Consider the following 12,053-nt stretch of genomic DNA (forward strand, 5'->3'; position numbering starts at 1 on the left):
AAGAAGATAAACAATTACTATTCACTGTCTCAGTAGATGTAAGGAACTCTTAAAGCTGGCGGTGAGATTGATTGTTTTTTCTTCTAGAAATAATGACTTAGATAGTATATTACCTAAAACAATGAAAGCCCTACCTCTCTTTCATCCTTACGGCTCCTTGTCCGTGCCAGTGTGAATCAGGATTGCAAAAATCAAGTGACTATTTAATCGAGTTATTTAATGAAACTTCGAATGTTCGTAAAATAAATTTAAAAATAAAAATGGATTAGATTGAAATAATAACAAAAGAGGTTCCTACTCTAAAAGTGAGTTGAAGAAATTGAATGTCTTTGAAATGATTTACTTTTAATACTCATCATATTCTCGAAAAATTCAGGATGTTTTCGGGAGATATAATACATTATCTATAATAAACCTTAACAGAAACTTTTTATTTGATTTTCAGTGATTCCTTTAATTAATTCTAGTTCACTGACCAAAAACTTATATGCATCATCCAACAATTTTTTTTCACTTGTATTCAGTGTTTTTTCTTTCTTCATACGCATTAAATCGCGTACAACTTCAGCACCTTCTTGTATTTCACCCGTTTTTATTTTGTCCGTGTTCACTTTATGCCTTTGTTTCCACGGCAGTAATTTACATGATTCTTCATGCTGAAAAATGTGTATAATGTGTTTTAATGCAAGTATATCAGTAACTGGGCGTATATTCGAATTCAATATTTTACCCGTAGGAATCATGACTTGCATATTACTGATTGACATTTTGATGACATAATACTGTTGTTTTTCCCCTGAGAATTCTTTTTCTTCTATGGCTTCAATTATACCTGCTCCGTGCATTGGATAAACAATGTTATCGCCAATTTGAAACATATAATCCACCTCCATATGTGGTAACCTTTTCAAGCTTAACACATATGTTGTTTTTTATCAAATACTCAATGATATCACAAGTTAATTTTAGGTGTCAATTAGTTTTTTTCTTCAAAAGTTAAATCAAGTAAAACAGCCGTAAAATACCAAAGAGCGTTCGAGATTTCCAATAAAAGAAAAGGGAATCCATACGCGTATATCCTGAAATCTCCACCCATTAACGTAGATCAATTTCCCCTTGAAAACGGCCAAATCGATCCCGTATTTTTTTCAATCTTATATGATACTCCAAAATCTCAATTCTTGCTTTTTCTGCTAGAGGGGCAATTGGTCGTAAATCTTTTAACCCCCAATACTCAACCACTACATCAAGTACTTGATCAAAATATTGTAGTGGGCCATAGTTTGCTTCTTTTGCAATCACAGCCATTCTATTTTCAAAATCAGGCATGACGGCACCTGGCATTTTAAAATTCCTAATCACATTGGCAATATGGTAGCAATAATTTGGTTCCAATTCTAAATGTGTTCGAATAACGTCTCGATAAAACGCATAATGAAGTGTTTCATCTTTTGCAAGACGGCGTAATAATGTAGCAAGATCTGGATCATGCTTACTTGCCACCTTAGCTACATTATTGTAAAACACCATTGTTGCAAGTTCTTGTAGCGTCGTATATGTCATGGCTTCGATTGGTGTATGAAAATCAGGCTCAAATCCACACTCAACGACTGATTTTCTTAATTCATGTATACGTTTAGGGTTTACACTTCGAGTGAGTAGTAAATATGTCTCTAATAAATTCGAATGTTGATCCTCTTCTGAGGTCCAAGTATGAATAAAGTCTGTAATAACAGAAAGGGAACCTTTAAAAGTCGCAGATAAATACGTTGTAAACCATGGTAAATTCACTTCTGTTAATAAAGCTGTTTCAATGGCCGTAATTACACCAGAAGGGAGAGTAACTTGACTTTCATCCCAAGGAACTCTTTTAAAGTCCATTCCCTTATCCCATGGTAAAAACTCATGATAAGCCCAGTCTATCTTCTGCGCTCTTATTTTATGTTGTTCATACAGTTCTTTTAAACGTGGTTCTAATCGAAAATCTAAATCATTTGTTAACATTTAAGTGCCCCCTTTTTCTTACCATGGATATTCATCCTATTTTTATCCTTAAAAATTTTCTACAAATAAATATTACTTTCCTTTTTTAAAGTCAAACAAAACAAATTTGTAACAAAATTTTTTAAGAGCACTATATTTTTATAGGATTTTTTTATTAAAAGGAGGACCGTTACATCTATTTTCTTTTTTATAAAATAGATACTGAAACATACAATATGTTAGTTAGCCTAAATAATAGCTTTGACAAGTGCCAACCCAATTCCATTCGAGCCAAGCTTTTTAGAACTACTTGATTTATAGAATCGTTCAAAAATATGAGGTAATTCTTCAGCTAAAATTCCCTCTCCAAAATCTTGGATCACTAGTTCGATATAGATTGGAGAATTTTTGACCTGAATCATTATGTTACCACCTGGTTTAGAATGTTCTATTGCATTCTTCAACAGGTTTAACAAAGCTTCCTCCATCTATATTTTTTCGTGAATAACGATTATTTCTCTCGGTGCATTCCAATTAATATATTTTTATCACTTATCATGCTTTCCAAGCGATTTAGAACTTCCTTAGTCATATCTACTAAATTCCCTAGCTCTTGATCAAAGGATTTCCACTTATTTATCCCGAATATATAAATAACCATTCTCACAAGGAGCGAATTTATATGAATCTATTCGAACATGAAACATAAAACTGCTTCATTTTAATAAGAGGTCCTCCCTTTTTCTTTTCTCATCATATTATCCATTAAAAAATAGGAGGACAAATTTATGAAACGTGATCCATTATTTTTAACTTTATTAGAAAGTGCAAATACAAACTTTAGTGGCTGGGATTTTTCTTTCATTTCAGAAACGGGTCGAATGAAGAGCGAGCCATTATCGTGGTCGTACGGCAGTACTGCTTTTCAGCTTATGCAACGTGCAGAATCAATGCTCGATATGGGTACTGGTGGCGGAGAGTTTTTATCTATGTTACAACCGTTCCCGTCAACTACATTCGCTACTGAGGGCTACGCTCCAAACGTGCCAATTGCTCAGAAGAAATTAGAACCTTTAGGGGTTACAGTTGTGGCAGTAAGTGATGATACTGCTTTACCATTTCAAAATGAACAGTTTGATTTCATTCTGAATCAACATGAATCCTATTCTGCTTCTGAGGTAAATAGAATACTTTCTCCTAATGGAACATTTCTTACACAACAAGTTGGCGGTCTTGATTGCGTTGAACTTAATGAACAATTGGGTACGCCTCTAAATAGTGAGTTTGCAAATTGGTCTCTCGAAACTGCATGCAGTGAGTTAAACCAAAATGGATTTACTATTTTAGAAGCAAAAGAAGAATTCCCTTTCCAACGTTTTTATGATATTGGCGCTATCATCTATTATTTAAAAGCAATTCCGTGGCAAATTCCTGATTTTACTGTCGAAAAGTACTTTGAGGAGTTATATCGTATACATGAGATTATTTTGCAAAAAGGATATTTAGATGTGAATCAACATCGATTTATAATTAAGGCGATTCGTAGCTAACAAAAAGAGGTGGCAAAGCCACCTCCTTTTTGTTCCGTTTACGTATATTCTCTACTCTTTCACCATAAGAAAAGTTATATCATATATATTACAATTCTGACCAATGAATTGTATTTCTGAAACATATAATCACCTCGCATATATAATGAGAGCAAAAACGTGATTTTTCACTATCCTCTTCTATTGAGAAATGAGTTGTTTTTCATATCGCTTATTCGCATCATCTTCTGTCAAACATGCAGTTGTGTAATGAATAATATTCCGGTTATCATACGTGAATATATGTTTTAACTTATTTTCTTCTGTTAATACTGTCGGTAAGTATTTTGGTAAATTGCTAACAACACCTCTATTATCACCATCTAATATCCAATCAATTTCTTTCCATTCTAATAATCCTTCAGCCGTACGAAATGGTGTATTCATTTGCATTCCATCTGGCAAATCAGCAACGAACACATACATTCCTTCACTAGCCTGGGGCTCATCTTTACCTTTAAAACCAACAGTCCCTTTATACATTACACTTGAAAGTTCTATACCCGTTTCCTCAAACGTTTCTCTAATTATTCCTTCGTATGGCGTTTCATTATCTTCTATTTTTCCTCCAACACCATTCCACATCCCCATATTCGGCTTTTTATTTCTATTTAATAGCAGTATTTTATCGCTTTTTCTAATAAAACAAATTGTGTATTTGTACATACAATCATTTCCTTTCATTTTCCACATGAGTTATTTGGCTTATTTTCAAGTAAAAACACTCGCCTTACAATTCCTTACTACATAATATATAGTACAACTTTCATGCGTAAACACTTTACGTCAAACGAGAGAATCCTTTTTAGAAAGGAGAATTTAAAATCGATAATATAAGCAATGAATTTCTAAACCAATATTACAACAGCCTCGTGTGGTTAAACGATACACACTGGTTCGGAGTTCCAATCTGTAAACTTCCCTCTGACCTCTTTTTGTATCAAGAAATTATTTATGAATTAAAGCCCGATTTAATTATTGAATGCGGGACTTTTCACGGTGGTAGTGCACTGTATTTAGCTTCTATGTTAGATTTAATTGGAAAAGGTCACGTACTTACTATCGATATAACTCCGCAGCCAAATCGGCCATCACATAATCGGATTACGTATTTAACAGCCTCTTCTGTTTCTGTGCAGGCCGTCCAAACAATAGTAAGCATGCGCAAACCTGATGATGTGGTTTTAGTTATTTTAGATTCTGATCATAGTAAAGAGCATGTATCCAAAGAACTATTACTATATAAATCTATCGTCACTACTGGCAGTTATATGATTGTAGAAGATACCTCCATTAATGGAAATCCGCTTCTTCCCGATTGGGGTCCTGGTCCGATGGAGGCTGTGGATGAGTTTTTAACTAAAAATAATAACTTCATAATCGACGAGTCTAAACATAAATTTTTCATATCATTTAATCCAAAAGGTTTTTTAAAGAAAATAAAGTGAAACTTTAATAAGTGGGGTTTTGCTTCTCCCCCACTTATTCTATCATTTTCATTTTTGAAAAAGGATAATATACGAATTCCACCTTGCCAATTATGTTATCTTCTTCAATATATCCTAAGCCATTTCGACTATCTCTACTTACTTCGCGGTTATCTCCCATTACAAATAACTTATTTGGCGGAATTTTTGTCTTTTGAAAGTTATAAAACACTTGTGTGTTGTTAAATAAATCTTTGTTCGTATATGGTTCTTCTTGCTTTTTATCGTTCACATATACCTTTCCGTTCGTTATGTTAATTACATCACCCGGAAGCCCTATTACACGTTTCACATAATATTTCGATTCATCCGCTTCCTTTATAATAACAATTTCTCCGCGTTGTAAATTAGAAAGACGTACTACTGCTTTATTTACAAATACGTAATCTGCTTCATATAAAGTCGGCTGCATCGATTCCCCTTCCACTTTACATAAAGTAAAAGAATGGTAGCCTATTACCATCACCAATATAAATAGTATGTACTTCCCCCAGCCTCTCTTAATTTCCTTTTTCATATCCATTCCCACCTTATAAAGCGCTTTTTAACTCAAAAAATATATCACTGCACAATATGTTTCCATGCAGTGATACTATTTTTACTGTGCCTTGTTCGGTTGTTCTACTGGAATTGAATTTGTATTTGATCTATTTGTTTTTAATTCAAAATACGCATCCAAAATCTCTTTACCAATCGCAGAATTAATTCCTGATTTATCATCATTCACCCATGGTACAACAACTGAAAAAGCTACTTCCGGATCAGCATCATATGGTGCATAACCGGCAAGAGTTAAATTATAACATTTTTTTCGGTTGTTATTCTCATCTCTTCCAATATCACTTTCTCCACCATATACTGTCTCAGCTGTTCCTGTTTTTCCCGCTGGTTTATATGGTAAACCTTTAAACGTTCCGGTACCTGTTCCGTCAGCTTCTTGAAAAACTCTTCTAAACCCTTCTTTTACATGATTAATGTACGAAGTGTCCATATCCACTCGATTTAATACAACTGGTTCAATCGACCGAACGACTTTTCCTACATCCTCTGGTCTATTCGGTTGCTCTCTAACTTCTTGTACAATTTGTGGTTTCATTCGGTAACCGCCATTTGCAATTGTGGAAATATATTGCGCAAGCTGAAGAGGCGTGTATGTATCATACTGTCCAATCGCGTAATCAAGTAAAAATCCGGGTATGTTATCAGTTCTACCTACTTGACCGATTGCTTCATTTGGCAGATCAATACCAGTCGACACACCTAGGCCAAATTGTCTAAAATAGTAGCGCATTTTATTAAATGTTTCTTGTTTAATATCTAATGGATTATTTGGGACATAATTAATGCCTGCCATTTTTAAAGCTGTATTAAACATATAAACGTTTGATGAAACTTGTAAAGCTCTTAAATCATCAATATCCCCAAATTCTTTCCACGATTTCTTCGGCTTAGAACTTCCTTTAAAATACATTGGTGCATCAAAGAAATGTGTATATGGCTTAATCGCTTCTGTTTGATATCCAGCTAATAAAGTAGCACCTTTTACAGTTGATCCTAACTCATAAGAACTTGTCATCGTTCCTAATGCATAATCTTCTATTTGCATACCGCCATCTTTATTTACAATTTTCTTTCCTGCCATTGATAAAATTTGACCGTTTTTCGGATTCATCATTACTACGAACGCACGATCCATCATCGGCTCTGCAGCATGAAAAGCTCGTAAATTCTTTTCAAGGCTTCCCTCTACTTTTTTCTGTAAATCCATATCGACTGTTAACATTAAGTTATTTCCACTTTTTCCTTCGGTCACTTTTTCTGTTCGAACAATTTTCCCTGCTTTATCCATAATATTTTTAGACTGTTCTTTCGTTCCATGTAGTGCATCTTCGTATTGTTTTTCAATGTAACTTTTACCAATACGATCGTTTCGATTATAATCACGAACTAAATAATAATCTAATTGTTCTCTTGGCAACCCTTCATTTTCATTAGAAACGCTACCTAGTATAGAGCGAAGTATTTTATCATTTGGGTATTCACGTTCCCAATCTACTGTCGTATCTACCCCCGGTAAACTTGCCAATCTTTCACTAACGACAGCATATTCATTTTGACTTACATCTTTTTTAACGATTTGCCGCGTCATTTTATATCCCGCATTCATTTTGCTTTTAATTACTAATACTTCTATATCTTCCTTTGAAAGCTCATTTAATTCTTCTTGTGTAATTCTTTCCCGGCGCAGTTCTTCTACTTTTTTATCTAATTCTTTTCCTTCTATTTCTTGCTTTCTAAATTTACTCTCATCTTCTTTCGTTACTTTCGCTGCTGCCCGCTTTTCATTTAACTGCATCCAAAAATCTTTCTTATCTGTCTCTGTTAACTTATCCATGTCCTCTTGCGACATTTCAATCAGCTTGGCTAAATCTCTTGCTACTTGTAAAACTTCTTTCGAGTCTACTCCTCTCATTTTCGTATATGTAACGGTTCGCAATGGTTTATTATTTACAATAACGTGACCTTGCCGATCAAACATTTTCCCTCTAGGAACGGGAGTGCTTACCGTTACATCTTCCTTTTTGTTTACTTCATTTCTATACGTTTCTCCATCAATGATTTGTACTTTACCTAATTGAATTATAATAGCTGAAAATAAAAGAAAGACAATAAAAAATAGTACATTTAACCGAAAAGGAATATGAGTCTTTTTCTTTTTCGATTGTTTCTTCTGCTCCTTTTTCTGTCTCATTTCGCTCCCTCGCTTCATTCTATTAACATTTCTACGCAAAATCATTATGTATCAAATTTATTTATATGATATATATAGAATTTTATATTAATTACAAAAGAAATAAAAGATTTAATTTTCAGTTTTTTAATTAATTATCCTATTTATTACCATTCCCTTAATGCACAATAACATGAATATTATTCTAAAAGAAAAATGGGGCAAATTGATTTTTATAAATTATAGAGATGTGGTTACTACATTATCAAAATGTTTTCATATGGCTTAAAACAGTGATTACTCAAATGAAAAACTGAGGCGGATACCTCAGTTTTTTCGATAACTTATTTCATTGAAGATAATCCTTCAACAAATTCACCAATTTTATTTTGAAAAACATAATCAAAGTTATATTCCTGTTCTGTTAACTCTTCATTTACTAAAATAGTTGTTGCCCCTACTTCTCTTTTTGCGATTTCCGGGAATGAAGCGACAGGTTGTACTTTTAATGACGTTCCCATAACGAGAAGTACATCTGTTTCATATAAACGTTTCATCGCATTTTGATATTGCGGCAATGTATCTCCGTATAAAACAACGTCTGGATTTAAAATGAAATTACACTTCTGACAGCGCGGTACTTCATGATCAATCATATACTGTAAATCATAGCCTGATTTACATTTTGGACAATGTGCTGTTTGAAGTGTTCCATGTAAATCAATGACGTGCTTACTGCCACCTAATTGATGTAAACCGTCAATATTTTGCGTTAAAATCGTAATATCTTTCCCTTGCTCTTCTAGCTCAGCTAAAAAGCGATGGCCACGATTTGGTTTATATTGATGGAACGTATTAATTTGAAAGATTTCTTTATAATGCTTCCAAAATTCTTTCGGACTTCGGTTATAGTACCCTCTTGATAAGTACATCTCCACATTCGCATCAGCATACAATCCATTTGCTGAACGAAAATCTGGAATACCACTTTCCGTACTTGCACCAGCGCCTGTTAATACTGTAATTTTCTTCGCTTTTTCTAAAATTGAACGTACTTCTTCAAATTGTTGCACAAAAATCACCTCTATGTATATTCCTATACTTATTATACCAGTTGTTTACAGGAGGTGTTGTACAATTCGTTTTATTTAATGCGTCGCACCCCCAACCTCTACAATATCTACTTCAACTGTTGTCGTTACCTCAACTGCCAATTCGATCCCTTTACGAATAGTAGAAAGTGACATACTCGGTTGCCCTGGATATTTACTCGCTTGTTCTGGTAAGAACGGAATATGAATAAATCCGCCTTTTATTTTCTTATCACGCTTCTCTAGTTCATGCATGAGACCGTAGAATAAATGATTACAAACGAATGTACCTGCTGTTTGTGAAACGGAAGCTGGTATACCTTCTTCTTGCAGTCTTTTTACGATTGCTTTCATCGGAAGTGTAGACCAATAAGCAGCTGGTCCTTCTTCTGCAACTGGCACATCTATGGGCTGATTCCCTTCATTGTCAGCAATTCTTGCATCATCAACGTTAATTGCGACACGCTCTATCGTAATATCTGGTCTGCCCCCAGCTTGTCCGATACATATAATCATTTCAGGGTTTAGTTCTTCTATATATTCTTTTAATACTTTTATTGATTTATGAAATACCGTTGGGACTTGTTTGCTAATAATCGTGTACTCTCCAATTGTTTTTTCATGCAAACTTTTTGCTACTTCCCAAGCTGGGTTGATGCTTTCTCCGCCAAACGGATCAAATCCTGTTAATAATACTGTTTTCATAGTTTTCCCTCCTAATTAGAAACGATATACAAGGCCGTACATAATAAACATATTGATAATAAAGATTGAAAGAGCAATTGGTACTTGTGCTTTAATAACTGCATTTTTATCCTTTAGTTCTAAAAGCATCGCCGGAACGATATTAAAGTTTGCTGCCATTGGCGTAAGTAGCGTTCCGCAATATCCAGCAAACATACCGAGTGCTGCCATAATTGCTGGATTCCCACCGTGCATTTGAACAATTAAAGGTAAACCAATTCCGCCAGTAATAACGGCAAACGCTGCGAATGCATTTCCCATTACGACTGTGAAAAGCATCATTCCTAAACAATACGCCATAACAGCAACGAACGGATACTCTGTCGGTAACACTTGTCCGACTAAATCTGAAACAACTTGTCCAACGCCAGACTTCGCGAATATACCGCCAAGTGCTGCTAACATTTGTGGTAAAATTACAGCCCAGCCGACAGCTTGTAATAGTCTGCTTCCTTCTTGTACAGGCGTTGTTATTTTTGATTTTGTAATACGCATCGCCGCAACGAATGCGAGTAATGCACCAAGCGCTAATGCAACTAATGTTACTTTATCTGGATCAACAAGAGAGACATTTCCCCATTTAATTTTCCCTAAGGTCAACGTACCGATAATTGTAAAAATAGGAATTAATAGTGCAGGCATAAAAATTTTATTTTTTAATTTCTCAGCATGTTTTACACGCTCTTGTACTGGAACTTCTTTTTCCTCTGATTTTGTTACTTTATTTAGCGAGGCTAAAACGACCATAGCGAGCACGATACAGCCAACGTAAAACGAAGGAATTACATTTCCGAATAAAAATGTAACTGCAAACAATGCCCAAAATAAACTAGAACCGAATCTGTTGGGATGTTCACGATCGAATGCGATACGAACAGCGATAAAAGCAACGATTATCCCTAATACATAATAGATTGTATCCATTGTGATGATGTTCATATTAGATTGCCTCCTTCTCTTCTTTTCCTTCTGCCTTCATTGTTTTCTCTATATATTTATCAAACCTTCTAAATCTAATCCAGCTTACAATAAGTGCAGATATTGCAGTTGGAATGCCCCAAAGTGCCATATCCCATACACCCACATGCATACCTACTGAATCGAAGAACCCTTTCATTAATAAAATAGCACCAGTTGCGATGAAAATATCTTCTCCGAAAAACCAAGCTGTATTTTCCGCAGCAGCTGCGTTTGCTTTAATCTTTTCTCTTAATTTTTCAGGAAGTTTACCGTATTTACCTTGCGCGGCCCCTTCTGCCATCGGTGCAACGAGCGGTCTTACCGTTTGTGCATGCCCACCAATATTAAGCCCTAGTGCTGCTGACGATTCTCTTATCGTAAAATATGACATTAATACTCTTCCAGTTGTTGCTCCTTTTGATTTCGTTATAAGTGCTTCTGCTCTTTCTTTTAAACCGTAACGCTCTAAAATTCCGATTACCGGTAAAGTTAATATAATTGGCATAGACATATATCTATTTTCTATGAAAAATTTACCGAACATGCTGATCACATCATAAAAACTTAATCCTGAAACCATCCCCGTAACAATACCTGCAACCATAACTACTAAAAGTGTATTTAATCTAAATAAAAAGCCCACTGCAACAAGTAGTATTCCGATTAATTTAATCATCCCAGCACTTCCCCCTATTTTTTATTTCGGTGCACAAATAGAAATACCATTACGTTCGAATATTCTGTATATTTTTCCCGCAAATTGTACTGCTTTTTCTCCATCACCGTGTAAACAAATCGTCTGCGCCTGAACTGCTACTTCCTCTCCATTGACCGAATTTACATAGCCTTCTTTCACCATTTGAAGCACTTGCTTTATCGCTTCGTCTTCATTTTTTATAAGTGCATTTTCTTCTGTACGGCTCGTTAACGTTCCATCTTGCTTATATGTACGATCCGCAAACGCTTCTTGTACGAGAGTTACATTGTATTTTTCTGCAGCCTGTATAAACGCCTCGCTATTTGCTAATCCGTAAAGCGATAGACTCGGATTCATATGATAAATTGCCTTAGCGATTGCATCTGCAATTTTCGAATCCGTTGCCGCCATATTATATAAGGCACCATGCGGCTTTACATGCTGCATTTTCCCGCCTGCCGCTTTTACAAATGCGTCTAATGCGCCGATTTGATATAAAACATAATCGTATACTTCACTTGCTGAAACATTCATGTTTCTTCTACCGAATCCAATTAAATCAGGAAATCCAGGATGCGCTCCTATCGCTACGTTATGCTCCAAAGCTTTTTCAACAGTTTGACGCATAACAGACGGATCACCCGCATGAAAACCGCAAGCAACGTTTATAGAGGAAACGAACGGAAGAATTTCATCATCATTCCCCATTTTATAAGCTCCAAAACTTTCTCCTAAATCACAGTTTAAATCGATTGTAGTCACAATGTATTC

12 protein-coding genes and 1 pseudogene are annotated in these 12,053 nt (G+C 35.0%); 2 read left to right on the plus strand and 11 right to left on the minus strand.

Annotated features, from left to right (window positions below; genetic code table 11):
* Nucleotides 1-416: 416 nt before the first annotated feature.
* From MR167_RS01570 to MR167_RS33280, 3 genes and pseudogenes are all read right to left on the minus strand, one after another.
* On the minus strand, nt 417-878 hold the full coding sequence (locus tag MR167_RS01570; protein ID WP_000486293.1) for a CarD family transcriptional regulator: 462 nt from the start codon (nt 876-878) through the stop codon (nt 417-419).
* A 217-nt stretch (nt 879-1,095) separates the two neighbouring features.
* Entirely contained in the window at nt 1,096-2,004 is a 909-nt protein-coding gene (locus MR167_RS01575; protein WP_000957093.1) for an acyl-ACP desaturase, read from the minus strand.
* Nucleotides 2,005-2,234: 230 nt separating this feature from the next.
* Nucleotides 2,235-2,608, minus strand: a pseudogene (locus MR167_RS33280) (sensor histidine kinase); the annotation flags it as partial.
* 163 nt (nt 2,609-2,771) lie between these two features.
* Here MR167_RS33280 and MR167_RS01585 point away from each other — a divergent pair.
* The gene (locus MR167_RS01585) at nt 2,772-3,533 is read left to right on the plus strand and encodes a class I SAM-dependent methyltransferase (protein ID WP_000817594.1); all 762 of its coding nucleotides are present in this window, start codon (nt 2,772-2,774) and stop codon (nt 3,531-3,533) included.
* A gap of 180 nt (nt 3,534-3,713) precedes the next feature.
* Here MR167_RS01585 and MR167_RS01590 read toward each other — a convergent pair whose 3' ends face one another.
* Nucleotides 3,714-4,238, minus strand: a complete 525-nt coding sequence (locus tag MR167_RS01590; protein ID WP_000280180.1) for an NUDIX hydrolase — start codon at nt 4,236-4,238, stop codon at nt 3,714-3,716.
* A gap of 158 nt (nt 4,239-4,396) precedes the next feature.
* Here MR167_RS01590 and MR167_RS01595 point away from each other — a divergent pair, with 158 nt between their 5' ends.
* Nucleotides 4,397-5,020: a cephalosporin hydroxylase family protein gene (locus MR167_RS01595; protein WP_265736909.1), complete on the plus strand. Its 624-nt coding sequence runs from the start codon at nt 4,397-4,399 to the stop codon at nt 5,018-5,020.
* A 34-nt stretch (nt 5,021-5,054) separates the two neighbouring features.
* Here the strand turns inward: MR167_RS01595 and lepB are convergent, their stop codons facing one another.
* The 7 genes from lepB to pxpA form a co-directional block, all read right to left on the minus strand.
* Complete coding sequence (gene lepB / locus MR167_RS01600; RefSeq protein WP_000711484.1) at nt 5,055-5,576, minus strand: signal peptidase I; 522 nt, start codon at nt 5,574-5,576, stop codon at nt 5,055-5,057.
* 81 nt (nt 5,577-5,657) lie between these two features.
* A complete protein-coding gene (locus MR167_RS01605; RefSeq protein ID WP_044784025.1) occupies nt 5,658-7,811 on the minus strand; it encodes a peptidoglycan D,D-transpeptidase FtsI family protein in 2,154 nt (717 codons plus the stop codon).
* A 323-nt stretch (nt 7,812-8,134) separates the two neighbouring features.
* Complete coding sequence (locus tag MR167_RS01610; RefSeq protein ID WP_001183806.1) at nt 8,135-8,863, minus strand: NAD-dependent protein deacylase; 729 nt, start codon at nt 8,861-8,863, stop codon at nt 8,135-8,137.
* A gap of 75 nt (nt 8,864-8,938) precedes the next feature.
* Entirely contained in the window at nt 8,939-9,586 is a 648-nt protein-coding gene (gene pcp, locus MR167_RS01615) for a pyroglutamyl-peptidase I (RefSeq protein ID WP_000859749.1), read from the minus strand.
* A 15-nt stretch (nt 9,587-9,601) separates the two neighbouring features.
* The gene (locus MR167_RS01620; protein WP_001021658.1) at nt 9,602-10,564 is read right to left on the minus strand and encodes a DUF979 domain-containing protein; all 963 of its coding nucleotides are present in this window, start codon (nt 10,562-10,564) and stop codon (nt 9,602-9,604) included.
* A 1-nt stretch (nt 10,565) separates the two neighbouring features.
* The gene (locus MR167_RS01625) at nt 10,566-11,261 is read right to left on the minus strand and encodes a DUF969 domain-containing protein (protein ID WP_000593392.1); all 696 of its coding nucleotides are present in this window, start codon (nt 11,259-11,261) and stop codon (nt 10,566-10,568) included.
* 21 nt (nt 11,262-11,282) lie between these two features.
* Nucleotides 11,283-12,044: a 5-oxoprolinase subunit PxpA gene (gene pxpA / locus MR167_RS01630; protein ID WP_000207324.1), complete on the minus strand. Its 762-nt coding sequence runs from the start codon at nt 12,042-12,044 to the stop codon at nt 11,283-11,285.
* Nucleotides 12,045-12,053 lie beyond the last annotated feature (9 nt).

The organism is Bacillus cereus group sp. BfR-BA-01355 (assembly GCF_022663675.1).
In the GTDB taxonomy this organism is placed as follows: domain Bacteria; phylum Bacillota; class Bacilli; order Bacillales; family Bacillaceae_G; genus Bacillus_A; species Bacillus_A thuringiensis_S.

Coding starts and splice junctions, on each gene's coding strand:
- MR167_RS01570 (WP_000486293.1), bottom strand. CDS start 878: ATGTTTCAAATTGGCGATAACATTGTTTATCCAATGCACGGAGCAGGT.
- MR167_RS01575 (WP_000957093.1), bottom strand. CDS start 2,004: ATGTTAACAAATGATTTAGATTTTCGATTAGAACCACGTTTAAAAGAA.
- MR167_RS01585 (WP_000817594.1), top strand. CDS start 2,772: ATGAAACGTGATCCATTATTTTTAACTTTATTAGAAAGTGCAAATACA.
- MR167_RS01590 (WP_000280180.1), bottom strand. CDS start 4,238: ATGTACAAATACACAATTTGTTTTATTAGAAAAAGCGATAAAATACTG.
- lepB (WP_000711484.1), bottom strand. CDS start 5,576: ATGAAAAAGGAAATTAAGAGAGGCTGGGGGAAGTACATACTATTTATA.
- MR167_RS01605 (WP_044784025.1), bottom strand. CDS start 7,811: ATGAGACAGAAAAAGGAGCAGAAGAAACAATCGAAAAAGAAAAAGACT.
- pcp (WP_000859749.1), bottom strand. CDS start 9,586: ATGAAAACAGTATTATTAACAGGATTTGATCCGTTTGGCGGAGAAAGC.
- MR167_RS01620 (WP_001021658.1), bottom strand. CDS start 10,564: ATGAACATCATCACAATGGATACAATCTATTATGTATTAGGGATAATC.
- MR167_RS01625 (WP_000593392.1), bottom strand. CDS start 11,261: ATGATTAAATTAATCGGAATACTACTTGTTGCAGTGGGCTTTTTATTT.